Here is a 26,355-nt window from a genome sequence, read left to right on the forward strand (position 1 = left end):
GCTGTCACAGGCGGAAGGTGTACTGCGCCTTCACCGCCAGCCTCGAGTCCTGCTGGCGGAAGTCAGAGCCGCGCTCGCCCACCTCCTGCACCCAGCCCTGACCGAAGATGAAGAACAGGTCGTTGCCCGGCTCGAGGGTCCAGCGCACCCGGCCCTGGAAGCCGAGGTTGCCCGAACGGTTGTCGAACTGCAGCACGTTCGCGAAGGACAGCCTGGGCGAGACGGCGTAGTTGAACTCCGCCCGGTGGATCCTGGCGACGAAGTCGCCCTGCGGCAGCCGCGCGAAGGTCTGCCTCGCCTCGACGCGGATCGTCAGCCGTGGCGGCGCGGAGTACCGGAGGCTCGCGCTGTAGGTCTCCGCGTCTCCCGACCAGAAGCTGCCGAAGGTGACCCCGAAGCTCCCCTGGAGCCTGCGCTTCTGCGCCGAGGTGAAGAAGATCCGGAGCGGGGTGAAGTCGTACTCTCCCGGCGGCAGAACCACGCCGGGGGAGATCTCGAAGGGCTCGAACAGCCGTTCGTAGGTCGGGTTCACGTCGAACAGGCTGTGCAGCGAGTCGCCCGACTGGAAGTGCCAGTCGACGATCGTGAAGTAGAAGTCCCGGCTCTCGACCAGGCCGTTGTCGAGCCGGGTGAACTCCGTGTAGAAGATGTCGTGGTACATCTGCTGGATGCCCAGCCACTGGTTCTTCGGCCGCGGGTTGAAGCTGGCGCCGAGCCGCAGCATCCGCACGTTGCGGCGTTGAACGAATCCGAGCGCGGGATCGAAGTTCTCCTGGATCTCGCGCCACTGCACCTGGGCGTCGTACCGGTCGTTCGGGAACGCGGCCGCGAAGCCGAATGACGCATCGTTCTCCGACACTCCCTCGTTGTCGCTCTCGAGTCCCCAGGCGTTGAAGACGAAGTTCCGGCCGCTGCCCAGGATGTCGGAGGTGGCCAGGCGAAGATCGACACCCATCGTGGTGGCGTCCGTCGCGACGGCCTGGTTGCCGCTCGTAACGAGCGCGCCGACGTACGACTGCTGCCAGAAGTTCTGCCGAACCCGTCCGACGAACAGGCTCTGGTCATCTACGAAGGAGGTGTCGCGGGTGCCGACGTTGAGCACGCCGACTTCGGTCCGGCCCACCCTGCCGGTCAGCTTCAGACCGTAGTCGAGCGGCACCTCCCGGCCTCTCAGCAGTCCGATGCGGCGGCTGAAGAAGGGGAAGATTTCCGCTCCCGTGCTGGGAATGCCTCCCGGCTGGCTGACGCCGGTGGTCGCGAAGTTGAAGACGCCGGCATCCTGCAGGAAGAAGGACCGCTTCTCGGGAAAGAAGATCGAGAAACGGGTCAGGTTGATCTGGCGCGCGTCGACTTCGGTCTCGCCGAAGTCGGTGTTGAAGGTGGCCGTCAACTTCAGGTTGGGCGTCACGTTGTAGAAGAGGTCGAGGCCGGGCTTGCCGCGCAGGCTGTCTTCGCCGCTGCCGGCGCTGTAGTCCCAGCGCCCCGCGACGAACGGCCGGATGTCCAGGCTGAGGCCCTGCTCCAGGCCCCCGAGGCCGGAGATCTCGCCCGCCTCCGAGACCTGGAAGAACTGCGCGTCGAAACGGGCGCCCGCCCAGCGCGCCTCCTCGAACTTCCGCTGGATGTTCCGGCTGAAGTTGAACCCCCAGACCGTGCCGTCCGGCGGGAAGTTCAGGCTCTTGAAGGGGATGGCGAACTCCGCGCTCCAGCCCTGATCCGAGCGCTGCGTCGCGACGTTCCAGATGGCGTCCCAGTCCTCGTTCGTCTCGCCGTTCGCGAACACGAGGCCGTCGACCAGGGCGCCGTTCGGGTTCGTCGAGAAGTAGTAGGCGTTGCTCTGATCGCGGAACGTGTCGAGCAACAGCTCGACGTAGTCGTCGGGCCTGAGGGATGCGTCGCGGGCCATCTGCGACGCGAGGATTCGGCCCGGCTCGGAGTCGTGGCACATCACGCCGATGTAGAGGTGATCGGCGTCGCGCAGCAGGGTGACCTCCGTACGCTCGCTAGGCACGGCGCCCTCCGTCGGAATGCGTTGCACCAGGTTGCCGATCCGGGCCGACGACTGCCACGCCGGTTCGTCCAGGACGCCGTCGAGGAGGATCGGCTCCGACACCGCCGTGACGACCGCCGTCCGGGTCGGCCTGCTCGGCTCCTCCTGGGCTACGGCGACGCCGGACGAGAACCGGTAGAGGAGCGCCAGCGAGCAGCAGACCAGCGCTGCCGGCACCGGAAGCGCGGCGGGTCTACTCATGGTGCGGGCAGGCTACCAGCCTGCCCGCGCCTACCCCGGCTCTCCCGGAGCGCGCTCCCGAACCACCAGCATCTCGACCGTCCGTTTCTCCTCAACCACCGTCAGCCCCAATGTGTCCTCGATCGCCCTGAAGATGGCCTCCGGTTCAGGCGCATCGAACTTCACCAAGATCTGGTAGCGACCCGCGATGCCCGTCTCATTTACGGTTGGGCGCTCCAACAGACGGGCGACCTGGTCCACGAGACCATCCAGGTCTGTGGCCCCAAGCGAGTCCGAGGACACCGAATAGCCGTACCGTGCGGAATCGGGAAGGGGCTTGAGCTTTGGCTCACCCTTCTGGCCGACTACGTACGCATCCACTACTCGCTCTTCCCAAACGGCGTCGATTCCCAGACCCGCCGAGACAATCTGGCGAAACATCGGTTCTACGAGCTCGGGTCTTCCGCCGGTCATCACCGCGACGTCGTACTTCTGTTCAGGCAGCTCTGCTTCCATCACGAACCGGCCCGGTCGAACACCGTAGGCAGCGCGGAGGATCAGGGCCGGATCGGCCGCGACCATCCGGACCTCATCCGGACTTCGACTCATTGCGTACTCCGCCGTCTCCGTCGGTGCGAAGAGCATGCGAAGCTCGCCTCTCGAGCCCCTCACGACAACATGGTCGCTGTCGGCGCGAGCGGTCAGCTCATCGAGCGCCCTTAGCTCGAGCATCGCGTCGAGGTCCTCCAACTCAGGAACATCAGGGCGACGGCCCGCGATCAGGTCGAGCAGATCCTCCCTGGTCAGGTCATGCGCCCGGGTGACTGCCTGAACCATCCCTTCGTTGTCCACGAGAAACGTCGTCGGTATCGACAGAACTCCATAGTCCTGGAAGACGGATCTGTCGAGATCAAGGCCGACCACGCCGGAGATTGGGATCGACTCTAGGAACGGCCTGACAGTCCCTGCTTCCTCGTCCGTTATGGAAACGAAGCGAATGTCCTCCGCAGGCAGTTCTTCGGCCAGCTCATTCAGGCGCGGGATCACGTCGACACAGGGCGCGCACCAGGTGGCCCAGAACTCCAGAACGGTCGCCTTACCCTTCAGTGCCACCCACTCAGCATCTCCCTCGGCGGGACCATTCAGCGTCTCTTCGATGGCAAGGGCGGGGGCAAGGTCTCCCGGGCCGGGCGCGTCGGGGTTCGGGGCCGCCCAGCTCAGATCCTCGCTGGAAGCAGCGGACACTGGCTCGCCGCCCTCCTGCTCGCTACCTGCTCCACACGCGAGCATCAACGCCATCACCGGACTGACAAGGACTCCGATCATTGGCCTCGGCATCGTCGTACCTCGCTTGGTCTCAATCCTTCTGGGCGAGGGCCCTTGTGCAGGACTACGGTACTGAACGTCGCGCGGTTTCGCGGTACACCCACTCGCCGCGCAGCATCACGCTGTCGATCTGCAGCGTGTTGCGGATGTCGACTAGCGGATCGGCGTTCAGCACGATCAGGTCCGCGCTCATGCCGACCGTGAGCGTCCCGAAGTCCGCCTCGCCCACCGGGGGCATCCGGCCGGCGCCGGTCGCCGTGGCGGCGACGAGGGTCTCCATCGGCGTGAGACCCGCCTCCACGTACAGCTCGAGTTCGTGGTGTGTGCCCCACCCCATCGGCACGTTGGGCGTGCCGCTGTCGGTACCGAGCGCCACCTGGATGCCGTGGTCGTGGAGCGTCTTGACGAAGTCCTGCATGTGCCGGAAGGAGGTCTTGCGCCCCTCGAAGCCATCCGCCGCGAGAACGGCCTCGCGGGTTTCCGCGTCGCTCCACCGCTCAAGTACACGCGGGTTCATCACCGCGCGCAGTTCCGGATCATCCAGCAACTCCGGATGCTCGGCGAAGTGCCAGGCGTTCTGGACGATCGACAGGGTGGGCGCGAAGCCGCAGTCCTTCTCCAGGCACAGGTCGAGGAACGCCTGACTGGGCACCGGATCCTCCATCGGCACACCGCCGCCCGGCCCGAACGTCCGCACCGTGGTGTGCATGAACTCGTTCAGGCCGACCTCGAGGAGTTGGACCCCGTCCGCCTCCTCGTTGATGTGGGCAACCGGGATGAGCCCGTTCCGGTAGGACTCGTCGACGATCGCGGCCCGGATCTCCGGCGGGACCTTCAGGCCGGGTTCCGCGACCTCGTTGATCCACATCTTCGTGAAGTGAACACCGAGCGCCGCCTGCTCGCGAACCATCGCGCGCGCCTCTTCCTCCGTCGTCGGCGTGTTCGTGAAGCCCGAGTTGAAGCCGCCCGGGTAGGAGAAGCCCAGGCCGGCAGTGAACGCCCGCGGCAGGTCCGGCCGTCCGGCGTTCGCCTCCAGCATCAGGGCCACCTTCTCCGGGCTGTCCGAGCCGATACTGCGGGTGGTGGTGACGCCGTAGTAAAGCTGCGACCGGAGCGCCTGCTCCGTGGCCTCCACAGGACCGCCGTAGTGTGCGTGCAGGTCGACGAAGCCGGGGATCACCGTCTTGCCGGCTGCATCGACGACTTCCGTGCCGCCCGGCACCTCGACGGCGTCGCTCGGACCGGCCGCCCGCACGCGTCCGTCGTCGATCAGGATGACCGCGTCGACGACGGCGTCGCCACCCGTGCCGTCGATGAGCTGGGCGCCGACGATCGCCAAGTCGGCGGGCTCTACCAACTCCGTCTCAGAACCACAAGCCCCGAGAAGGGCGATCGCCGGCAGTGCGAGAACCGGAACAACGACGTTCCCCGTCATGGTGAGGGCAGGCTACCAGCCGGACTCGCTCGCGGTCCCCCTCCCCGCACCTCCTCCTGAAGGCTGCCAAGCCACCGACGTCACCGGTCGGTACTTCTCAGTGATCCCTCGACCGCCGTCCTCCGCTCTCATACGTCCTCACTTCGAGCCGCGCCATCAAGCCTCGTCGCCAAGCCGGCAATCTCGTCCCTCGGGCCCCGGTCCGGCACCCTGGTCTACTGGTTCAGGCACCAGTCCCCGCGTGGATGGACCTTCAGGGCAATCTTCGTGACTACCACAATTCCTCTCCCTCTCATCGCCGACGCAAATGGAACCGTCGTCCACAACGACACTAAGCTCGAATCCTATCTTCTCGTTCTCAACTTCGAACACGCTTCCCTCGTCCGTACCATAACCATTGAAATGGAAGCCGGCGTGCGTATGCTCCAGCAACGCATCGTCCCTGTTGGCTTCCAGAATCAACGACAAGAGGTTTGTAGCTTGCGTAACTACGCCAAACGCCTCCTTCCCCGTGGCAACGGTGGATGCGAGATCCCCCTCCAACACCTTGCCCGATATCTCCTGCATTACGTTCCCAATACTCCTCGCGCCGTCGTCGCTCTCGATCACGAAGACATGAACCATCAAGTAGCCGTTCGGATTCAGGTTTGGATAAAGAACTAGTCCGCTGCCACTCAGAGACACGGGATTGTCCACCGTTATGTTACGGTAAATGGGAGACGCCGCGAGTGAGAACGAGCCAAGGTCCTGTACTGGACCCAGTGATGGTCGGTAGCCAGTCCTAGCGCCTGCGGCTTCGCTTCCGTCCGTATAGAGCGCGAGAACGTAGACTTCCTTGGTGTTCTCGCCCTTGTTGCTCGTAAGGCCCAAGGAGGTAATCGAAACCGCAACTGTTTTTACGTCTCTTGATTCCTCGGCCATAGCCGCGGCGAGCTCTTCGATCTGTTCCGGCTGTTGCAGATCACCACCAGCACATCCGAGAGCCAGGAGTAGACCGGCACTAGCCGTCATCAACGCGAACTTCCTCATCTTCTTCCCCTTGTTGAGAAGGGCCCAGCCCGGGTGTGTCCCCCGAGGACTAGGCCGTAGTGGCAAGCAACGTAGTCACTCCCGCAGCAACGCTGTCTGGCCATTGCGTATCGGAGAATGAAAGCCAGTGTTGCGCCCCGAGCAGGGAGGCGCAACAAGCAAATGACCCCCTGTAAATGAAGGTTGGCGGTTCGCCAGGGGCGCAAGTAACTTCCAAGCTGCATGCGGTCAGCACACCGCGGTTGGGGTAATCCAAGCAACAGGGAGGATTCTGGATGACGAAGGCCGGATGGGTTCGTGGCGCGCTTGGCGCGTATCTCGTTTCAAGCATTCTCGCGGTGACACCCGCCGCCGGAGATCCGATTGACGATTGCTTCGACTACGCGAACTCCAGTTGGTCGGACGACTACCTGACCTGCGCCGGGACGGGTGACGGCTGCTCGATCTGCGTCGGCTCGATCGTGGTGTACAAGCTCGAGGACGTCGGTGGTGCAGCGTCCCCGCTTGGAACTGAGCTCGCTGCGCTCTCGCCAGAGTCGTACGATGCGGATGGTTGGCTGGATCGCGGCGAGGCGTCCCCGACCGGGAACTCGATTGTGGAGTTCCTGCGAATGGAGCGCGGCTGTTCGGAAGATCCAGGTTTGTCTGATGCCCTCGATCCGAGGCAGCGTCCGCCGGTTCTTCCTGCGCGGCGCTCTGCCACAGCCCCGGTCCTGCAACCAGCTCCCGCTCCGTGACATTGCGCCACGGCAAGGTGTGCCGTCTCCACCGGAGTCGGCCGCTGAAGACGGTTGCTTTGTCGGGTGCCTGGGCGTTCATTGTGTGCTTCCCGGCAGTGGCGGGAGGTCAGGGCCCAATGTTTGAGCGCCTGAGGCCGATCGTTCTACCCGAGGCTCTGGCGCTTACGGCGGACCTTCGTTGGCTGGACGAAGGTCGGTTGCTGCTCGGCGTCGAGGGGGGCGGCGTCTACCTATGGCGCATCGGGGACCAGGCAGGCGTACTCGAAGCCTCCCTGACGGGTGCCGGCGGCTATCACCGCGGCTTTGAGAGCTATAGCCGCGTCGGCGGTAGCAGTTCAGGAAGCGTGGCGTTTGCCGGCGGCGTCTTCGGCGTCTATCTGAAGGGGGAAGGCGACCTCGACACTCTGAAAGCCATCGAGATCGTCGGCGATGTGGACCGACGTGGTGATCGGACAGCCGTGGTTGGCCTCAGCCGCGACGAAAACGGCGGTTGGGAGGATCACACCGCTTGGCTGTTCAAGGATGGGGATTCCGAGCCGCAGAGGCTCCTGCCCACCCGGGACGACGGAGAAGCCATGGGGCGATGCTGGCATGTTGGCGTGTCCGTGATTCGCCTCATCTCCGATGAGCGGGTCCTTGTGGTGCCCGGACTCGAACCAGGCGTGTTCGTCTACGACCGGTCGGGCCAACTCCTGGAGAGCCTGGGCGCGGACACCTTCGGTGCCGACGCGGGCTGCGGGTTGGAAGAGGGAAAGCGGTCCATGCTCGGGAAGGCTGCATTCAGAATAGGGTGGTTGGCGCGCCGCCGAGTGATCGACGAACTCCTGGCGGACGGGTCGGGCAACATCTACTTCTTCGTTCGCCACGTGCCCGGCGGGCCGGGAAGCATCGTTCTGGAATCCCCGGAGTCCGGCCCCGACTCGCAACCGGTCGCAACCTATAGCGCCACGAATCCTCCACTCGGCAGGGTGTGCTGGGATCTCGTCCAGGCGCGTGCCGACGAGTTGACCGCCGTGACCACGCTTCCCTGTGCCGTCGAATCGAGGTTCGCCGATACGCGGCTACGGGCCGATCTACGCGGAGATAGGGCCATCGTCCTCCTGACGGGGTTCGCGGGCGCGCTGGCGCGGCCGGCAGACGTGTTCGAAGCTCTAATCGGACCTCCTGAAAGCTGAGTTGGTACCTGTACGCACAGCGGCCGTGATCCTGGCGGTCGGTGCAAGCCTGGGACCGATACACGCTGAGGACGGGTCGGCAATCGGCGATGGCCGGATGCAGATTCTCTGCATCGACGGGGATCGGCGCGCGTATCCCCTGGAACCGATCCCGGGCAGCCGATCGACCCAGATCTGGAGCAACCCGAACCTGCTTGCCGGAGAACGGAGCCCCACGCATTGCTGGGCGTGGAACGAGGCCTGCCCTCCGCACCGCGTCGCTCCCGGTGAGGATGCCGCCGGCGCTTGCAAGACCAACCCCTCCGGAAGCGCCCGGCTGTCGATTCGGGTGACGTCCCCCGGAACGGACAACGATCCGCCAGACGGCGGCACCGGTCTGCCTGACGGAGTCGAGATCATCGGGGCGCCGGCCGAGATGTGGCGCGAAACGCCGATCAGCCTGTTGCCGACCTGGGCAACCGACTCCGGTCTGCTAAGCCTGCCCCGCGGCGCCGAGCAGTGGAGGTTGCAGGCTCGCGCCGAAGGACGACTTTCCCGCCCGCGAGACGTATCCCTGGAGGAGGACACGGTTGAACTGGTGTTGCTGCCCGCAGCCGGTGTCTCCGTACAGGTGACTGCTGACCGAGCGCCGCTTGCCGGTGCGCGTCTCTCTCTGGTGCAGCCTGGCCGATTCGCCGACAGGCGCGCGCCCGAGCTCCTCGCCTTCGAATTCACGGACGACGCTGGCGAAGGCAACCTGGCGATAGCGGAATCCGAACGCTCGCTAGTGGTCGTCGGCAGCCCCGCACGCACCGCGGCGGCCTTCCAGAGACTCGAGGACGTGCCGGCCGTCGTCGAACTAGGCCCGGGCTACGCAGTGACCGGTGTGGCTGTCAACGTCGCAGGCGACCCGGTAGCGGAAGCACGGTTGCTCGGCCTCTCCTGGATTCCGAACGGCGGCGGCCTGATGCAGCGCCATACGGGAAAGACGGGAGCCGACGGCCGCTTCCGCCTTACAGGGTTCTCGCCGGGGACCGCACTCCTGCGCACCGATGGCGGAAACCTCGCCTACTCCAGGCAGTTGGATCTCGACCACTCGGTCGACCTTGGCTCGATTGTGCTTGCTTCGCCCGAGCATGTGTGGCTGGAGATCGTCAACCGGGACAGCCGGTTGCCCGTCCACAATGCCTCCGTCCAGCCGGCAGGAGGCGAGTGGGCGGCCGCCGGCGAAGATGGCGCGGTTCTAGTGAGCCTAGTCCTCGGGCGGAGCCTGCTGGTCAAGGCCAAGGGTTACATTTCGGCCAGCGTGGAGTTGCCCGACGGTGCGGGGCAAACGGGCGAGGAGCCCTTCGTCGTTGAACTCGAACCGGCGTTCACCGTCGAGGGCACCTACGTGGCCGCCGACGGGCTCACGCCCGCGGCCGGTGGCCGGTTCGTGGCTCGGCGCGAAACCGACAACATGAGCAGCCATCGACCGCTGGCGCCGGATGGCTCATTCTCCATCGATCTGCCCGCCGGCGCGTACTCGTTGGAGTTGTCCGCCGGTAACGCCGGATCGAGGCGCCTCAGCGTCAACGGGTCATCCGGAGAGGTTCGGGATCTGGGAGTCGTTGCTGCCTCGGCCTCGGCCTGGGTTTCGGGCTACGTCCTCAGCCCGGACTTCGTACCTGTGGCAGGGGCATCGATCTCCCGCGTGCGCTCGTCCGAGATGGGACCGCTGATGGCGTGGGCGCTTGGCAACGTCGACCGCGTGACCACGAACGCTGAGGGCTACTTCGAACTGTTCGGTCTCGACGGCGGCGTCTCCACGCTCCGGGTGGAGGCAGAGGGGTTCGCGCCCATGGAGTTCGAAGTAGAGGCGCAAGCGGTTGAATGGGTCGACGCGGGAACTGTGGAACTCTCACGGGGACGCCGCGTCCGCGTTCGAACCGACGTAGACCGGGGTGAGGTCGTCGTCGACACGGGGCTCGTGGGGAATCCGAGGCAGTTCATTCGAGTCGCTCTCGTCGACGGCGAGGCCTTGGTCGAGAGGGTGCCGAACGGTGCCTTTGCGCTTCAGGTCCTTGAGGACGGCGTGCCTGTGTGCGAATGGGACGAGCAGGACGAAACCGGCGGTGTTTCGATTCGTTGCGACCGGAGCACGGTCACCGTTACAGGCCGAGTGACGCTCGGCGACCAGGCGGGAGACGGCATGTTGCTCTGGCAGCAGAAGGGGCGGGCAGCTCTGCCTGAAGGCGGCCTCATCACTCGCGGAGGCCCCTTGCCGAGGACGCAGGTCGTATCGAACCGGCCGCAGGAAAGGCAGGCCATGCTGAACGGCGAGGGCCGCTACCGGATCGAGGCGGTGCTTCCCGGCAACTGGGAAGTGATCTGGATGCCTCTATCGGGCGGACAACAGGATGTCAGGGAAGTTGAAGTCCCGGATGGCGCGGGGGGCGACGTGGTGCTGGATCTCGACTACGGCGGCGTCTCCCTGGTCGGGATCGTAACTGAAGCGGGTGGAGCGCCGGCTACGCACGCGACCGTGGACGTCTTTCCCAGCCGGCGAGCCGTGGTCGCCGACGAAGTCGGGCGCTTCCAGATCACGGGTCTGGTTCCGGGCACGTACCAGTTGCGCGCCCGGCTGCGTGATCTGCGCTCCCACCTCGTTGACGTCGAGTTGCGGACTGGCCGCAGGGAGGCGGTGGACCTGGTCCTTGTCAACGATCCGCCGAACGACGAAGTCGCCATCTACATTGAAGGAGGCGGCAGCGGCCTTTGTTTCGTCAAGGCCGATACGGGCGTGTCTCACGTTCTGCAGATCACTGGCGGCATGGCAAGACAGAAGCTCTCGCCGCCGCTCTCGCGCCGACTACAGGTCGCCTGCCGTGCCAGCGGGCATTGGGTCTTGAGCGATTGGCGGGATCTACGTCAGGCTCTTGACGAAGGAGTAGTGCTGGATCCCTTCGAGTCAACGGCGACGCTTGTCCTCACGGGCGTCGCGCCAGGCGCACCGATCGAGATCACCGGTCCCGGCGATTGGAACCTCGGCTCTCTCCGTCTCTGGTTCGGCGGAGCGCGGACCTTCCAGGTCGGCGAGACCATCTCGAACCTCCCAAGCGGGAGCTACACACTGCACTGGGGTAGTGGCTCGCGTATCGTACGGGTCGAACGCGGGCGTGCCACAGAAGTGGAGATCAACGCCTGACGTCGTCCGACTGCGCAATCGGCAAGTGGGAACTGGACAACACCAGTCTGACCAGGTCCGCCTGCCTTGAAGTCCAGGTCCGCGAGAGAGCCTGCTGAACGAGCGAACGGACGGAGACCACGCGCCGGTTCGTGCTGTCCGCGATCTCACGTATCGTCAGTCCCTCCGCAAGGGACACCGCGACGCGACTCTCGGCGGGCGTCAACCCGAGTGACTTCGCGACTTGCTCCGGTCTTGGCCGAATCCGGCGCCAGGGGTCCAGCATCACGACAATGGCAGCGACGCCCGTGTCACTGGCGTTGGCTTGATTGACGTAGACGGTCAACGGACGCCTGTTCGGCCAGGCGCGGACCGTCGCAAACCCACCGGCCCCGGACTCCATCTCGCCGCCGACCGCCGGTACCACAAGGCGCTCCAGAGCTTCGGAATCCGCCGGTCGCTGAGCTCGCAGCTTCCCGTCGCGCTCAAAGAGGTCCCCCTCCTGCTCGCGAAGGATCTCGCGCCCGCGGGCATTCGACGCGACGATCGCGCCGCTACCGTCGAGGCTGACAAGGCCCACTTGTCGCTGGTCTACAAGAGCCTCTGCGAGAGTTGGCGGCGGGGCAGACACAAATCTACCGGCTCGAAGTCCCAAGCCCTGCCTTCACGGCCTTCAGTTCTGCGATCTGCCGGTCGATGTCGCTGTCGAACACGGGCGCGACGAAGAGCCGACCACAAGGTCGGTCCGCATCCGAAGCGGACGAACAGTCTTCCTGGTCGTCTCCGACCTTTCGGTCCTCTGGATCTGATGCGTCGGCGACCATCGACCCTGTGTACGGCGCGATCTCGTGGCGGATCGGGTCGACGACCGAAGCGAAGACTCCGGTAGTGACGCCGGCGGCCAAGGCGGTAACCGCAGTAGCCAGCGCGGCGCCGGAGCCCGCTCGACGGGGATTGAGAACGACCCTGATTCTCCTCTCCAGCCGCGACTGCTGTGCCATCGGCAGTGACAGGACCGCCCGAACTGGAGCCCTGCCCTCAGCGAGCGAGAGAAGGTGCCCTGCATACTCCGACGGCCGCACCCCGAACGACAGGACTTTCTCGTCGCAGGCTTCCTCGCGTCTCGCAGCAGCCAGACCCGACGCCACCCAACTCAAGGGGTGGAACCAGTAGAAGGCCAGGACAGCACGGCCCGCGAGCTGCCGGAGAGCGTCACGCCTGCGAACGTGGACCAGCTCGTGAGCAAGGACGATGCGGCACCGCTCTTCAGACCAGCTCGCAGCCGAAACCGGGAGCAGGATGACCGGCTTCCATACACCTCCCGTCATCGGAGTCACGACTTCCTTGCCTTGAACGAGCCTCACTTCCGCGCGGATGGCCAGTTGCTTCCGTAGCGCCTCCAACTGCCGGAGCCAGGCTTCATTCTCTACGGGCAGCGCGACACGAGCCAGCCTGTGGAACCGCAGGGCTGCCACACCAACGGAGACGAGTGCCACTCCACAGCCGGTCACCCAGACTAGGAAGGCCAACCGGGTCAAGTTCCCGGAAGAGCGGGGTTCCGCCGTCCCCCTGGCCGCGGGAGCTACACGGACCGGGGGCACAAGCTCTGTGACAGCCGCGGCCGCGTCGGCCGGTCCGCCAGCCTGGGGAAGGACGGCCACATCCCAGGAAGGGCCGAACAGTCTAAGGGCGGGCAGTATCAGCAGGAGCGCGAATGTGAGCGTCCACAAGTTATGGCGCGTCAGTGCCGGTCCCTTGTGAGTCAGCCACTGAAGAGCCAGAGCCACAAGCAGCAAGACCGTAGCCCGGACGACGAGATCCGCCAGACCCGAAAACTCCGCCGTCATGAAGAAATCGCTCACCGGCCCTCTCTCGACGCCCAGTCGATGAGCAACTCGATGCGCGCTCGCTCTTCCGGGCTGAGCTTTGCGTCCTCAAGCTCCAGGAGCGTAGCGACCGCACCCTCCACCGAGCCACCGAAGAACGTCCTCAAGACGTGCCGCATCGCCGACCGTCGCGCGCGAGCAGCCGGGACCGTGGGCGAGTACAGGTAGCGGGCGCCGTCCTGCTCACTCACCAGGTGCCCCTTGTTGACGAGGATACGCAGCACCGAACGCACAGCCGAGTAGGTGGGCGGTTCGGCCATGCGTTCGCGGATCTGCACCGCGGTGGCGGCTCCGGACTCATGGACGATGTCCATCACCTCACGCTCTCGTCTGCTGAGTTGGGGCAGCTCGTTCACCATCGCGTCGCCCATCCGAGGCACTGTCTTGAAGACTCCATTTCGACGTCCTGAAGACACCATAGTCGACGGGTGCTGAAAAATCAACACTCACGTTAGACGTACCGACAGACACCACAGAATGAGAGAATCCCGCCCATCCGTACCGGAGCAACCGATGACCTGGAACGACGACGTCAAGGAGATCGAACGGCAGCGCCGCATGGCCGAGCAGATGGGCGGCGCCGACAGCGTGGCCTTCCAGCACGGGCGCGGCAAGCTGACGGTGCGGGAGCGCGTTGACCTGCTCGCGGATCCGGGGACCTTCCACGAGATCGGCGCGCTGGCCGGTACGGCGACCTGGGAAGAGGGTACGGTGGCCGCGCTCAAGCCCTCCAACATGGTCGTCGGCACGGTGCACGTTGACGGCCGCAAGGTCGCCTTCTCGGGCGGCGACTTCACGATCCGCGGCGGCGCCTCGGACGCGAACATCGGCAACAAGAGCCGCTTCGCCGAGCAGTTCGCGCTGCGCAGTCGGCTCCCGTTCGTCCGCCTTCTGGACGCGACCGGCGGCAGCGTCAAGACCTTCGAACAGATCGGCAGGACCTACCTGCCCGGCGGCGCCGGAACCGACGTGTCGACCCATCTCCTGCAGGCCGTTCCGGTGGTGTCGGCCGTCCTGGGCTCGGTCGCCGGTCTGCCTGCCGTGCAGGCGTGCCTCTGCCACTTCAGCGTCATGGTCAAGGGCACGAGCCAGGTGTTCGTCGGCGGGCCGAAGGTGGTCGAGCAGGCGACCGGCCAACGCATCACGAAGGAAGAACTGGGCGACGAGCGCACCCAGATCAGGAACGGCGTCGTCATGAACCTCGCCGAGGACGAGGCCGGCGCGCTCGCCCAGGTGCGCCGGTTCCTCTCGTACCTGCCCTCAAGCGTCTGGGAGGCGCCCCCGGAACGGACGCCGGACGACGATCCGGACCGGCGCGCCGAGTCGCTGCTGTCCGTCGTGCCGCAGGACCGGCGCCGGACATACGATCCGCACGCGATCATCGAGGCCGTCGTCGACGAGGGCAGTTTCTTCGAGATCGGGCCGCTGTACGGCCAGGCTCGCATCACCGGCCTGGCCCGCGTCGACGGCATCCCCTGCGGGGTCATGAGCAACGATCCGCGCTTCAACGGCGGTTCGATGGACATCGCGGCCGGCGAGAAGATGCTCCGGCTGCTGGAACTCTGCGAGACCTTCCACCTGCCGCTCGTCTACTTCGCCGACGAGCCCGGGTTCTCGGTCGGACCCGCGCAGGAACGTCTCGGCATCGTTAGGGCCGGCGCCCGCGTCGTGACGGCACTCAACTCCAGCCGGACGCCGTACATCTGCTTCGTCGTTCGCCAGCTCTACGGGGTCGCCGGCGGCCTGCACTGGCGCGGCCAGGGCTTCTACCGCCGCTACGCCTGGCCCTCGGCGCATGGTGGCTCGATGCACATCCAGGGCGGCACCGCGATCGCCTACAAGCGCGAGATCGAGGCAGCCGAGGACCCGGAGGCGAAGCGGGCCGAGATCGAAGCGCGGCTGTTTGCCATCTCGTCCCCCTTCCGCAACGCCCACGCCTTCGGCGTCGAGGAGATCATCGACCCACGCGACACGCGGCCGCTGCTAGTGGACTTCATCCGCGAGGCGCGGCGCGTGGTGGCGGCGGAGTTGCTCGGGCCGGCGACGGGTCCCAGCTACCGGCCGTAGCTAGCTGATCTCACGGGCGTCACACCTTCAGTGGCCTTCGCCGCCGTCGCACGGCCTTGAGAAGGCGTCAGTGTCAATGATCGCCGGCGCCGGCCGGCCCGGCTCGTTCTCGTACGACCGCGACTCGCCGGTGACCGTGTCGGTGACAACGATCCCGTACCCCAGATCGGTCGTTGCAGCGCCCAGTACCCACATGCGCCTGTTGATGCCGCAGCCGTCCAGTACCTTGATCAGGATCTCCCAGTTCAGGGGATCGAAGAAACGGAACAGGCCCGAGTCGTTGGTGCCCGCGTAGACCACCCGCCCGGGTCCGGACTCGCCGTCCCCGCTCCACCAGTTCGCCCTCACCTCGAAGCGCGAGTCCTGAAGGCAGAGCGTTTCCGAATCGAAGCGGCAGGAACCGGCAGGCACCACCGCCTCGACCAGCACTGTCCGCGTCGCCGAGTCCGAAGCCGAACCGTCGCCGACCGTTAGCGTCACGTCGTAGAACCCCGGTGTAGACCACGCGTGCGTAGGCGATCGCAGATTCGACGTGGCGCCGTCGCCGAAGCTCCAGCGCCACTCCGTCACATTGCCGCCGCTCGTATCCACGAACGACACCGGCGCGTCCGTGAATGTCCGGCAGAGGTCTTCCTCGCACGGAATGTCGAGCCGGAAGGAAGCCTTGAGGGGCACGCGTGGCGGTGTCTCCACTAGAAACGCCCGAGTCGCCGAGTCCGAGGTCGAACCGTCGCTGACGGTCAACGTGACGTCGTAGAGCCCCGGCGAGGACCACGCGTGCGTCGGCGACTTCAGATCCGACGTGGGGCCGTCACCGAAACTCCAGTGCCACTCCTTCACGTCGCCAGTGCTGGTATCCGTGAACCTGATCTCCTCTCCGGTTCGTACACGGCAGGGATCATCGACGCACTCGACGTTGACGACAAAGGACGCCCTGGGGGGCACGTAGCGCGGCGTTGCCGTCACGATGGCGTCCGGGCCAGCGCCGAACGCCGTCAGGGCGCGCACGGCGAACATGTACTCCGTATCGTTCCTGAGACCCCTCACCGTGTACTCCCGAGCCGCGGCCGGCAGTTCCGTCCAGGCGTCAACCGCGTCGTCGAACGGCAGATCGGCTGAGGCCTTCCAGCGCGCCTGCATCCCGGTCACCGTTTCAACGTAGGGGGCAAGCCAGGTCAAACTGACTTCCGCATCGCCGGCGGTGGCGGTCAAGTTCTCAACACGCGGCGAACTGCCAGCAGCGCAGGGCCCGGGAAAGGCCTCCGTGTCCACGATCGGCCGGCTCCGCGCCGCGTAGCCCTTGACCCCGACCAGCCCTCCCACCCTGTTCACCACGGCCAGGGAAAGCCACTGATCGCTTGCCGCGGCAGCGAGGACCCAGTAGTGCCCGTTGATCGCACAGCCGTCCAGCACCTTGACGAGCACCTCCCAGTTCTCGGGGTCGGACAGGTAGAAGATCCCGAACTCGTCCGTTCCCGCCCGGGCGACCCTGCCCTCCTTGTACTCTCCGTCCACGATCAGGCCGGCTTGTACTTCAAAACGACGGTTGTGCAGACACAACCTGATCGGGTCAGCTTCGCACCAGCCCGTTACCTGCTCCGAAGCAACGACCGCGGGCATGGAGGCTTCCGGCTCCTGCGCGGACGGGCCGGACGTTCCTTCGCGCACGAGATTCCCGACGGACGGCGCACCGGCCGCCGTGACGGCGCCGCAGCCCCCGGAGAACGCCTCCCGATCCACGATCACCGGCGCCAGGCCGCCGGGCTCGCGTGCGTACGACCGCGACTCGCCGGTTACCGTGTCGGTGAACCGTACGCGGTACCCCAGGCCGGTCGTCGAAGCCCCCATCACCCATATCCGCTCGTTAATCGCACAGCCGTCCAGCACCTTGATCAGCACCTCCCAGTCCTCGGAGTCGGAGAACCGGAACAGCCCCGCTACGTTGGTGCCCGCCTGAACGACGCGGCCGGCACCCGGCTGGCCGGCCGCGCTCCACCAGTCCAGCTTCACCTCGAAGCGCGAGTCCTGCAGGCACAGCGTCTCCGGATCGGCCTGGCAGGAGCCGGCGCGTACCGCCGCCTCCACCAGCACCGTGCGCGTCACCGAGCCCGAACTCGATCCGTCGCTGACCGTCAGCGTCACGTCGTAGTAACCGGGCGAAGACCAGGCGTGCGTCGGAGATCGCTGGTCAGACCCGGCGCCGTCGCCAAAACTCCAGCGCCTCTCCGTCACGGTGCCGCCGCTCGTGTCCACGAACGACACGGGCGCGCCGGTAACCGTCCGGCACAACTCCTCGCCGCAGGGGATGTCGAGCCGGAAGGAGGCCTTTCGTAGGGCAAGCGGAGTCGCCGTCAGGGTCTTCGCCGGACCCGCGCCCAACGCCGTCGCGGCGCGCACCGCGAACGTGTACTCCGTGCCGTTCTCAAGGCCCGGCACGATGTACTCCATGCCGTGCTTATGGCCCAGGGCCGGAAGATCCGTCCAGGTGTCGACAGTGTCATCGAACGGAAGCGCGGCCGTGGGCTTCCAGCGCACCTGCATCCTGGTCGCCCACTCCTCGGGACTCACCGTCCAGAACAAACAGACCTCCCCGTCGCCGGCGGTGGCCGTCATCCACACTACGTTCGGCACTCCGGGCACCTGGGGAGCACTTGCCGAAAACCCACGCTCGTTGTAGGCGAAGACTCGGAGGTTGCGCACCAGCAACGAGTGGGAGACGACGACCGATTCGGTGTCCGGAGGGACGGTGCTCAACCTCTTCCAGGAGTCGCTACCCGCTGTGGAGGACTGGACTTCGAAGCCCAGTTCGTCGCTCGAGTTGTCCTTCCAGCTCACACGGACCCGCCCGTCGTCAGTCATCGCCCAGGACAATTCCGAGGGTGCCCGCGGGCCCGTGCCGCGCTGGCCCAGCGTCAAAGGGAAACGGGACGCCAGAGCACCAGCGGAACTGAAGCCGGAAGGATGCACTTCGAAGGTGTAGCGGCCGCCGCGGGCAAGGCTCTCCAGGTCGGCCCGCCCGACACCGTCCCTGACATAGAAGCCATCGTGCCAGCCTGGGAGCCTCGCAGCGACGAAGTAGAAGTCACTCTCCGAGTTGTCCACCCAGGTCACGCGTGCCGTCGTCGGTCCGGTGGCGGACACGACCAGGTCGGTGACTGGTTGGGGCGCGTCCGGGATCGTCCAGCGGAAAGTCGCCGTCTCGCTGCTCTCGGAGTAGCCCGACGAGTTGTAGGCGAACACACGCGCTTCGTACTCGGCGCCACCTTGAAGCGCCCCGCGGCGACTGTGAAACTCGGAACGCGCGCTGTCCGCCGCCGCCTGGTTCCGATCGACCACCTCGCCGTCCCGCAGCAGCTGCACGTCGAACCCCGCTTCGCTGTCCGAGTTGTCGGTCCAGTGGACCTCGACCCATCCCAGCTCGGGGGGCGCGACCGTCACGAAAACGTCCGATGGCGCTTCGATCGGCTCGGCGGGGACGGCCAGCGTCGCGATGCCGCTGCGTAGAGACCGCCTTTCGCCCTTCGCCGCCCTGACCCAGAACTCGTAGAGCCCTCCCGGTTCAGTCCACTCCATCGGCAGAGTCGCCTCAGTGCGGTCTTCGAGCGTCACGAGCGACTCGGCGCTCCACTGGTCGTCCCTCAGTACCCTGTACCCCAACTCGTAGCCGTCCGCGTCCGGCGCGTTGTCGCGCCAGGCGAGGCGGACGGACGCACCGTCGAACCAGGCTCTCAAACGGCTCGGCGCCGCTGGAAGGCCCTCTAGCGACATCAGGTAGTCGCTGTAGCGCACGCCGATGTGGAGGGTCTCCTGCAGCAACCGCTCCTGGTCCTGCTCGCCGGCGATCCCGACCACAGCGCCGTATGGCCGGATCCGCGCCGTGGAGAAGAACGGCTCGACCTGGCCCCGGTAGCTCATCGCCGTGCCCACGCTCGGCATCACGTCAAAGTTGGCGTAACCGAGGGCGTAAGGTCTGAACCGCGTAGGTGGTGACCCGGCGTTGGGCGGATCATGATGAGCGCCCAGCCCGTGGCCGATCTCGTGCGCGAACACGACGGCGTAGTCCCCGCAGAGCGAGTGGTTCGTGGTCCAGCCGTAGGCCTTGTGCGAGAAACCCTGTGCGTCTTCGCCCTTCCGAAGCAGTCTGGCCGAGCCGCAGGCGGGCCAGAGCAGAAGCGGGCTCTCGCCCGTGAAGAGATGCACCAGGTCGGCCCGGTGCTCGTGGCGCAGGCGCAGTAGTTCCCCGTCGCGGTCAATCCGTACCCACAGGGGATGGTCGCGCGTCTGGCGCTCGTGCCAGCCCAGGTCTCTGCCCGCCCGGTCCAGAGCGGTCGACGCCTGCGCGATGTGCACGATGTGCGGCTCGACCGGCAGATCGTTGTTCCGAAACACCATCTTCAGGTAGTCGCCGGCGTGGCGAATCGCTGCCTGCGCCCCGCCGCGGCCCGTCCAGTTCGCGGCCGCCGTGGCCGTGTACGCCACCAGAATGTCCAGCCTGTCGTGGCTCTGCGGATTGCTCACGCGCTGGTGTAGATCCGCCGCATAGGCTCCTGTCAGGCCCTGGGCATGAATGCCCTGGCTGTCCTCCGCACCCGCCTCGACCGCGCACCACGGCTCGGGCGCGTCCAGGCCCGGCCCGACGATCGGCGCCATGCCGCCCCGGCCGTCCCGCTCCGCGTGGATCTGGTACACGCCGCCGCCCGCCGCCCCGAATCGGCCCACGAGACGGCCGCCCTCAACCGTCAGCACAACCGTGTCGTAACCCGCCTCAGGCTGACCGCCGGACCACATCAGGTCACCGCCACCACGGTCCTCGAACACGCTTTGTTCCGCCGACAGGACGCTGCCGTCGGGCGTCGGCACTTCCAGCCGCACCGGCGCGGCGCGCAGTAACTCCAGGTCCACCTGCACGGCTGTCGGAACCGGCCCGATCGAAGGACCCGGGCCGCCCACCGATGCCGCTTCTCCGACGCCCGAAAGCAGCGTCAGAAGCCGTTGGGCCTGCGCCGTTGGAGCTGACGCCAACGACGCGACCGCCGCCAAGGCGAACGGCAGAGCCGCGCGTCGACACCCTGCGAGCCGCGTAGATGTTACGGCGTTCAAACCAGCAAGTTAACGGGTGTGTATGACGGTTGTGTGACCTCTTCGAGATCTTCGCGCGATCTCCTCGTGGCGACTCAGCATGGGCTGCTAGCTCAGTACGGCTCCGGTGACGCCGCGGTCGAAGAGATCGTCGATTTCAGCATCGGAGAGACCGAGGCGCTCCCGCAGCAGCTCGCGACTGTGCTCGCCGAGCCGCGGCGAAGGCAGGTCGGAGCGTTCCGGCAGGCCGTCCATCCGCCAGGGATGGCCGGCATAGCGGTGACTGCCCACGTCCGCGTGCTCGATCCTGCGGAACCAGCGCCGCTGTTCCAGATGAGGACACGCCATGAGTTCGGAGGTCGTGCGCACGACGGCGGCGGCGATGCCGGCGGCCTGCAAGCGGGCCATCAGGTGCTCGGCTGTCTGGGAGCGCGTCCACGCGGCCAACGCCTCGTCGAGCTTCTCCGCGTTGGCGATCCGGTCGCGCTGGAGGCAAAGGACCGAATCCGCAAGGCTCTCGGAACCTGAGACGGCTACGAGCCGTTCCCACATCTCGTCCGAGTCGACCGCCAGCGCGATCCAGCGATCCTCTCCCGCGCATGGATAGACGCCGTGCGGAGCGAAATCGAAGTCGCCATTGCCCGTCGCGGTCCGCTCGCCGCCGAACGCAGCGTCGAGAAGCACCTCGCCCAGGTAGCCGGCAGCCGCCTCCATCATGCTGCCGTCGATCGCCTGTCCTTGACCGGTGCGCCGGCTGTGGAAGAGAGCGACGAGCGTGGTCGCGGCCATCTGCAGTCCCGTGATCGCGTCGGCCTGGTAGAAGCCCATGACCATCGGCTCCCCGCCAGGATACCGGTGCAGCCAGTCCCAGCCGGCAAGCGCCTCGATCGAGGTCCCGTTCGCCTTGTAGTCGCTCAGCGGCCCGGTCTTGCCGAAGCCTGACCAGGAGGTCATCACCAGGCTGGGATTCAGCTTCTCCACGGCCGGCCAGTCGAAGCCGAACCGTTCCATGACCCGGGGCGTGAAGTTCTCCATCAGGACATCCGCATCGGCAATCAGACGCCCGAGCAGGTCCCGGCCCTCCCCGGTCTTGAGATCCAGGCAAAGGGACCGCCGGTTGCGATTGACGCTGTTGTAGTAGGGGCTCGTGTTGATGTGGCCGCCGAGCACGTTCCCCGCCGGCTTCGGATTCGCGAGCCACCGCCGCCAGACGTCGGGGCGCTGGTGCGATTCGACCTTGATCACGTCGGCGCCGAGATCGGCCAGCAGCATGGCGGCGTAGGGACCGATCCACGCCTGGGTCATGTCGACGATCTCCACGCCCTCGAGCGGCAGGGATTCGACCTTCCCGGAGTCCGCGATGGTCCTCCCGGCCGGGCTCCAATCGAGCCGCGACGGATCGATCTGCTCCTCGGCGCCGGGGGCTGGGGCCGGCGGAGCGGGGCCTGTGCGCCCGTGCGTCGCCGCGGGACCCGCAAACGGCAGCTCGCCGAGCCGCGGATGGCGGAGCGTGCGGAAGAAGCCGCGAGCGGCCAGATGCTCGTCGTCCAGCAGGTCGGCCGGCGACAGCACCTTGCCGCAGACGACGCGCCGCCTCAGCAGGCCGTGGAACACCTCGTCCGCCGACTTGTCCCGCACCTTGTCGGCCAGCAACGGGATCAGCCTGCGCCGCCACGCGGGCGGTTCCTCACCGTCCTCGATCGGAGGCCACTCCCCGTCCTCGACGCCGAGTACCGCGCCGTAGTCGGCGACCTGTTCCTCCAGCGGGGGCATGAAGGTCACCCAGCCGTCACGGCAGCAATGGACCCGCACACCGGTCGTCGAGCCGCCCTCCCGTTGGGGAGGCGCGCCGCCGTACTCGATCGGCAGCAGCGGCAGGATGCCCGCGATCACGTCGAAGGCCGAAACCTCGATGAACCGGCCTCGTCCGCTCTCGAGTCGCGAGACGAGCACGGCAAGCGCGGCAACGAAGGCGCTGACGCCACAGGCGTAGCCCAGGATGTGCCCAGGCGCCTTGAGCGGGGCGCGCCCCCTGTCGCCGTTGAGGAAGGCGTAGCCCGACAGCGCCTGAACCACCAGCTCCGAGCCGACGAGGCCGGCGTAGGGACCGTCCAGGCCGAACGGCGAAACGGACACGAGAACCAGTCCCGGCAGGCGCTTCCGCAGACCGTCCAGCGTAAGGCCCCAGCGTTCCAGGTCGGCGTCGGCCCAGTCGGTTACGAGGACATCGGCGAGCCGCAGCAGATCGAGCAGCGCGTCCGTATCGGGACACGCGGAGGACAGCGACATCGCCCGCTTGTTCGCGGCGACGAACTGCCAGAGAAGCGACTCCCTGGCGGCCCCTTCCCCGCCATGCGGCCCCATCCGTCGCAACCGCGAGCCGCCTTCGCGCTCCAGCACGACGACATCGGCGCCCCAGAGCGCGAACTGCCGCGCACAGTAGGCCGCGGCGACGCCGTCGGCCAGTTCAAGAACGCGGACGCCACGAAGCGCCTGCTGCTCCTCCAATCGATCCGCCCGGCAGAATCCGCCTGTCCTACGACCAGGTCAACGAGCCGGTGCTCTGGCCGAACCGGTCCGTCTCCACGCCCATCGCCTGGAGCAGGGTCACGAACAGATTGCTGAGCGGCGCGTCGTGCTCGCCCTCGTGCCGGTGGTGCTTGCCGTGACTGAGGCCGCCGCCGGCGACCAGGATCGGCAGGTGCTTCGGCTCGTGCGAGTTCGCGTTGCCGAGATTGGAGCCGAACAGGACGGTGGTCGAATCGAGCAGTGGGCCGTGGCTGTCGCCGCGTTCCCGGAGCTCCGTCAGCAGACCGTCCAACTGACCGATGATCTGGGCCTCGATCTTCTTGAGCTGGTCGATCTTCGCTTCGTCCTGACCGTGGTGAGACAGGTTGTGATGGGAACCGGAAACACCCTGGACCTGAGGCGCGACGCCGTGATCCTGGATCATGATGCTGATCACGCGAGACGAGTCCGTCTCCAGGATCAGGGGAACCATGTTGAAGAGCAGCCGGATGCGGCCGATCAGGTCCGCCTTGTCCGGGATGTCCGTGGGCTGGTCAAGGGCGACCACCGGCTTCGGCCGCTTGAGCCAGGCGCCGGCCTCGTTCAGTTCCTGCTCCGCCGTGCGCACCGCGGCGTAGTAGGCGTCGAGCCGCACCTGGTCGGCTGAACTGACGCGCCGGCGGAGCGCCGAGGCCTCGGCCTTGACGCGATCGAGAATGCTGCCGCCGCTCGCCAGATTGCGCGACTCGCGCTCGACCTCCTCCGGCTCGCCGGCGAGGAACATCTTCTTGAACAGCCTGGCCGGGCTGATCTCCGCCGGAATCATCACGCCGTTCGCCGTGTAGGACTGGCTCTGCCCGCTCGCGGTCCCCAGGGTGACGGACGGGAAACGCGTCACGTAGCCGAGGTGGTTGGCCGCCGCCTGGTCGATCGAGATCGTGTTCTTGAAGCCGTCCCGCCCGGGGCCGCGGGCCGCCGTGAGGAATGTGACCTCGGAGTTGTGGGGCTGGCGGCCGGTCTGATCCTCGTGAGAGTAGTTCGAGAAGAGCGAGTAGTGCTCACGGTGCCTGTCGATGATCCGCAGGTACTCGGTCGTCTCGTAAGCGGCACCCGTTTGCTTCGGCAGCCACGCTTCCGGGTAGATCCCCAGCGTGTTGCAGATGTTGACCATCCGCCTCGGCGCCTCGCCGGTCGCGGCCCGAAGCAGCGACGGCTGCATCGTCTCGAGCAGCGGCAGGGCCAGCGCCACGCCCGAAGCGCGAAGGAAGGTGCGTCTGTCGATGGATCTGACCATGTCGGGTACCTACAGGTTGGCGAAGAGATCGCTCTTCACGACCTCCCGGATCATGCTGCGCAGGGGATAACCGTCATCGGCGAGCTCGCTGAGGATGTCCTCCACCGCTTCCCGGTCCGCGAACTCGACCGGGGCGCCCGTGGCGAAGGCGATCAACTGGGAGGCGATGTGGCGCGCCACCTGGTCGAGCTCGTTGCCGTAGAGCAGCTTCTTGTACTCCTCGATACCGACGAAGACCTGCCCCTGCGGGGTGACGCCGGTGACGTCCACCGGAAGCCCCTTGCGATAGCCGCCGGCGCCCTCCTCGCCCGGAATGCGGTACGCCTCGCGGAAGCCGCCGATCGGGTCGAAGGACTCGAGCGCGAAGCCCGGCGGGTCGATGTTGCGATGGCAACTGTTGCAGACCGTGTCCGTGCGGTGCCTGTCGAGTTGCTCGCGGATCGTCGTCGCGCCACGCGTGTCCGGCTCCAGGCCCTCGATACCCGCGGGAGGCGGCGGCGCCGGCTGACCGAGCAGATTCGCGAGCACGAAGTTGCCGCGCGGCACCGGCGAGGTCGTCGTGCCGTTGGCGGTGATCTTGTGAATGCTCGCCTGGGTCAGCAAGCCGCCACGGGGACTGTCGTCGGGGATGGCCACCTTGCGCATCTGCTGGCCGGTGACGCCTTCGAAACCGTAATGCTCGGCGAGGCGGCGGTTGAGGAAGGTGAAGTCGGAGTCGATCAGGTTGCCGACGCTCAGGTCTTCCGCGAGGAGTTCGGCCAGGAAGAGCTGCGTCTCGCGGGTCATCGCCTGTCCCAGCCGGCTGTCGTACTCGGGATAAAGCGCCTTGTCGGGCGTCGTCGCGTTCATCTCGTAGAGCCGGAACGCCTGGCCGGCGAAGTCGTCGATGAAGCGTTCGCTCTTCGGATCGTCGAGCATCCGGTCGACCTGGCTTGCCAGCACATCGTCATCCGACAGCCTGCCGGCGGCCGCCAGATCGAAGAGCTCCCGGTCCGGCATCGAACGCCAGAGCAGATAGGAGAGCCGCGTCGCGACCTGGAAGTCGTCCAGCTCTCCGTGGCTCCCGACGTGGTAGACGAATGCCGGAGCGATCAGCATGGCGCGCAGCGGCTCGCGGACCGCCTCGATGAACGGCAGTCCGTCTTCGAGGGCGGGCTTCGCCAGCGCCACATAGGTTTCGAGCTCGCCCTCCGTGAGCGGTCGCCGGAACGCGCGCGGCCCGAAGCCCGCCACGACATCGACGACGTGATCCCAGGGATCCTCTGTGAGCACGGGTTCGCCCGCGTCGTCGAACTCGATCCCGGGGAGCAGTTCCCGCGCACTGCGCGGTGGCCAGTCGTCGAAGAGCGGTCCCTCGATCGTCATCGTCCGGAAGGCGATGCCCTCCCACGGGTAGTCCCGGACGTTTCGCTCCGGCGCGAAGTACGACACCTTGTCGTCCGGCGGCCGGTAGGCATCGGCCAGCGAAGGAGCGACCAGGTCGCGCGGCCGAAGGTAGGGAGTGACTTCGACGACCCGGCCTTCGGGTTCCACCAGGTCGAACGAGCCGATCAGGCTGTTCAGCGCGGCGGTCGCCACTCCCTGCTGGTTGCCGTGGAAGAGGGTCAACGTGATCGGCGATGTCGCCTGGTAGGGGTACGCGTCGATCGTCACCCGGTAGCGGCCCGGCATGTCGACGAGGAAGCCCTCGGTCATGCTGTGGAAGGTGTAGGTCGAGCCTCCCTCGAAGAACATGACCGCCGCGTCGTCGACGATCTTGACGATGCCGGCGCCCAGGTACTCGCCGACCGAGTTCCGTTTCAGGTAGGGCGACTTCCGGTAGTCGATCTCGACCGTTCGCGTCTCGGGCCGCGGGCCGGCCCTGAGCGCCTCGTCGAGGGCGCCGGCCGCGGCCGTCAGATAGCTGCGCACGTGGAGCGGCGAGATGCCCTGGTTCTCGGCCACGACATCGAAACCGCCGGTATCGGTCTCCTCCGGCAGGTCGTTGGCCAGGCTCGCGGCAACGTCGGGATCGATCCCGAGCAGGTCCTGCATCGTGTACTCGTACTCCAGCCTGGTGAGACGGCGGAGCGGCGTCCGCTGCCCGGCGCGCTCGGCCCGGTTCGCTTCGAGCAGGGCACCTTTCAGGGCGTCAAGCGCGGAGTCGACGAGGCGCTGAGCCGGCCTTCGAGCACCGGCGGGCGGCATCTCGCCGCCGCTGACCCGATCGAAGATGCGCTCCCACAGTCGAAACGTCTCCCGGTCCGCCAAGTCGTGACCGAGGAGGGTCAGGTCGAGCGGCGTCATCTCCGTCCCGACGTGGCACGTCAGGCACGACGCCTCGAACAGCGGCTCGACATCCGCCTCGAATGACGCGGCGCCTACGCCGCCCGGAACGAAGCCCGAGATCAGCAGCGCCACCGACGCAATCAGCGCTGGTCTTCCCTGGTGCGTAGCCTGTC

General features: G+C 66.7%; 15 protein-coding genes. 4 read left to right on the forward strand and 11 right to left on the reverse strand.

Going from position 1 to position 26,355, the window contains the following annotated elements:
- Positions 1–4: 4 nt before the first annotated feature.
- The 4 genes from OXG83_06710 to OXG83_06725 form a co-directional block, all read right to left on the reverse strand.
- Positions 5–2,251 carry a DUF5916 domain-containing protein gene (locus OXG83_06710; GenBank protein ID MCY3964708.1) on the reverse strand — a complete coding sequence of 749 codons (2,247 nt, stop codon included), beginning with the start codon at positions 2,249–2,251 and terminating at the stop codon, positions 5–7.
- Between the two features lie 30 nt (positions 2,252–2,281).
- Complete coding sequence (locus tag OXG83_06715) at positions 2,282–3,568, reverse strand: TIGR03435 family protein (protein MCY3964709.1); 1,287 nt, start codon at positions 3,566–3,568, stop codon at positions 2,282–2,284.
- Positions 3,569–3,620: 52 nt separating this feature from the next.
- Positions 3,621–4,991 carry an amidohydrolase family protein gene (locus tag OXG83_06720; protein MCY3964710.1) on the reverse strand — a complete coding sequence of 457 codons (1,371 nt, stop codon included), beginning with the start codon at positions 4,989–4,991 and terminating at the stop codon, positions 3,621–3,623.
- Between the two features lie 156 nt (positions 4,992–5,147).
- Positions 5,148–6,020, reverse strand: coding sequence for a hypothetical protein (locus OXG83_06725; GenBank protein ID MCY3964711.1), 873 nt, complete (start codon positions 6,018–6,020; stop codon positions 5,148–5,150).
- A gap of 275 nt (positions 6,021–6,295) precedes the next feature.
- On the opposite strand from OXG83_06725, the gene OXG83_06730 reads away from it, so the two are divergent.
- The 3 genes from OXG83_06730 to OXG83_06740 all read left to right on the forward strand — a co-directional run bounded on the left by OXG83_06730 (position 6,296) and on the right by OXG83_06740 (position 11,101).
- The gene (locus OXG83_06730; protein ID MCY3964712.1) at positions 6,296–6,757 is read left to right on the forward strand and encodes a hypothetical protein; all 462 of its coding nucleotides are present in this window, start codon (positions 6,296–6,298) and stop codon (positions 6,755–6,757) included.
- Between the two features lie 200 nt (positions 6,758–6,957).
- Positions 6,958–7,935 (forward strand): hypothetical protein, encoded by a 978-nt coding sequence (locus tag OXG83_06735; protein ID MCY3964713.1) that lies wholly within the window; start codon positions 6,958–6,960, stop codon positions 7,933–7,935.
- A gap of 97 nt (positions 7,936–8,032) precedes the next feature.
- Positions 8,033–11,101: a carboxypeptidase-like regulatory domain-containing protein gene (locus OXG83_06740; protein ID MCY3964714.1), complete on the forward strand. Its 3,069-nt coding sequence runs from the start codon at positions 8,033–8,035 to the stop codon at positions 11,099–11,101.
- Here OXG83_06740 and OXG83_06745 read toward each other — a convergent pair.
- Genes OXG83_06745 through OXG83_06755 form a run of 3 tightly spaced genes read right to left on the reverse strand, consistent with a single transcriptional unit; the run spans position 11,091 to position 13,325 of the window.
- Positions 11,091–11,660, reverse strand: a complete 570-nt coding sequence (locus tag OXG83_06745; protein ID MCY3964715.1) for a hypothetical protein — start codon at positions 11,658–11,660, stop codon at positions 11,091–11,093. The two genes, OXG83_06740 and OXG83_06745, sit on opposite strands and share 11 nt — an antisense overlap.
- 55 nt (positions 11,661–11,715) lie before the next feature.
- Entirely contained in the window at positions 11,716–12,942 is a 1,227-nt protein-coding gene (locus tag OXG83_06750) for a M56 family metallopeptidase (GenBank protein MCY3964716.1), read from the reverse strand.
- Entirely contained in the window at positions 12,939–13,325 is a 387-nt protein-coding gene (locus tag OXG83_06755; protein MCY3964717.1) for a BlaI/MecI/CopY family transcriptional regulator, read from the reverse strand. The genes OXG83_06750 and OXG83_06755 overlap by 4 nt, the downstream gene beginning before the upstream one ends.
- A gap of 154 nt (positions 13,326–13,479) precedes the next feature.
- Here OXG83_06755 and OXG83_06760 point away from each other — a divergent pair, with 154 nt between their 5' ends.
- A complete protein-coding gene (locus OXG83_06760) occupies positions 13,480–15,033 on the forward strand; it encodes a methylmalonyl-CoA carboxyltransferase (protein MCY3964718.1) in 1,554 nt (517 codons plus the stop codon).
- A gap of 27 nt (positions 15,034–15,060) precedes the next feature.
- Here OXG83_06760 and OXG83_06765 read toward each other — a convergent pair whose 3' ends face one another.
- The 4 genes from OXG83_06765 to OXG83_06780 form a co-directional block, all read right to left on the reverse strand.
- Entirely contained in the window at positions 15,061–20,055 is a 4,995-nt protein-coding gene (locus OXG83_06765) for a PKD domain-containing protein (GenBank protein MCY3964719.1), read from the reverse strand.
- Positions 20,056–20,220: 165 nt separating this feature from the next.
- Positions 20,221–22,620, reverse strand: a complete 2,400-nt coding sequence (locus OXG83_06770; GenBank protein ID MCY3964720.1) for a CoA transferase — start codon at positions 22,618–22,620, stop codon at positions 20,221–20,223.
- 28 nt (positions 22,621–22,648) lie between these two features.
- The gene (locus OXG83_06775; GenBank protein ID MCY3964721.1) at positions 22,649–23,914 is read right to left on the reverse strand and encodes a DUF1552 domain-containing protein; all 1,266 of its coding nucleotides are present in this window, start codon (positions 23,912–23,914) and stop codon (positions 22,649–22,651) included.
- A gap of 9 nt (positions 23,915–23,923) precedes the next feature.
- Positions 23,924–26,314: a DUF1592 domain-containing protein gene (locus OXG83_06780; protein MCY3964722.1), complete on the reverse strand. Its 2,391-nt coding sequence runs from the start codon at positions 26,312–26,314 to the stop codon at positions 23,924–23,926.
- Positions 26,315–26,355 lie beyond the last annotated feature (41 nt).

This window comes from Acidobacteriota bacterium (assembly GCA_026707545.1).
Lineage (GTDB): Bacteria > Acidobacteriota > Thermoanaerobaculia > Multivoradales > Multivoraceae > Multivorans.

Coding starts and splice junctions, on each gene's coding strand:
- OXG83_06710 (MCY3964708.1), bottom strand. CDS start 2,251: ATGAGTAGACCCGCCGCGCTTCCGGTGCCGGCAGCGCTGGTCTGCTGC.
- OXG83_06715 (MCY3964709.1), bottom strand. CDS start 3,568: ATGCCGAGGCCAATGATCGGAGTCCTTGTCAGTCCGGTGATGGCGTTG.
- OXG83_06720 (MCY3964710.1), bottom strand. CDS start 4,991: ATGACGGGGAACGTCGTTGTTCCGGTTCTCGCACTGCCGGCGATCGCC.
- OXG83_06725 (MCY3964711.1), bottom strand. CDS start 6,020: ATGAGGAAGTTCGCGTTGATGACGGCTAGTGCCGGTCTACTCCTGGCT.
- OXG83_06730 (MCY3964712.1), top strand. CDS start 6,296: ATGACGAAGGCCGGATGGGTTCGTGGCGCGCTTGGCGCGTATCTCGTT.
- OXG83_06740 (MCY3964714.1), top strand. CDS start 8,033: ATGCAGATTCTCTGCATCGACGGGGATCGGCGCGCGTATCCCCTGGAA.
- OXG83_06755 (MCY3964717.1), bottom strand. CDS start 13,325: ATGGTGAACGAGCTGCCCCAACTCAGCAGACGAGAGCGTGAGGTGATG.
- OXG83_06760 (MCY3964718.1), top strand. CDS start 13,480: ATGACCTGGAACGACGACGTCAAGGAGATCGAACGGCAGCGCCGCATG.
- OXG83_06775 (MCY3964721.1), bottom strand. CDS start 23,914: ATGGTCAGATCCATCGACAGACGCACCTTCCTTCGCGCTTCGGGCGTG.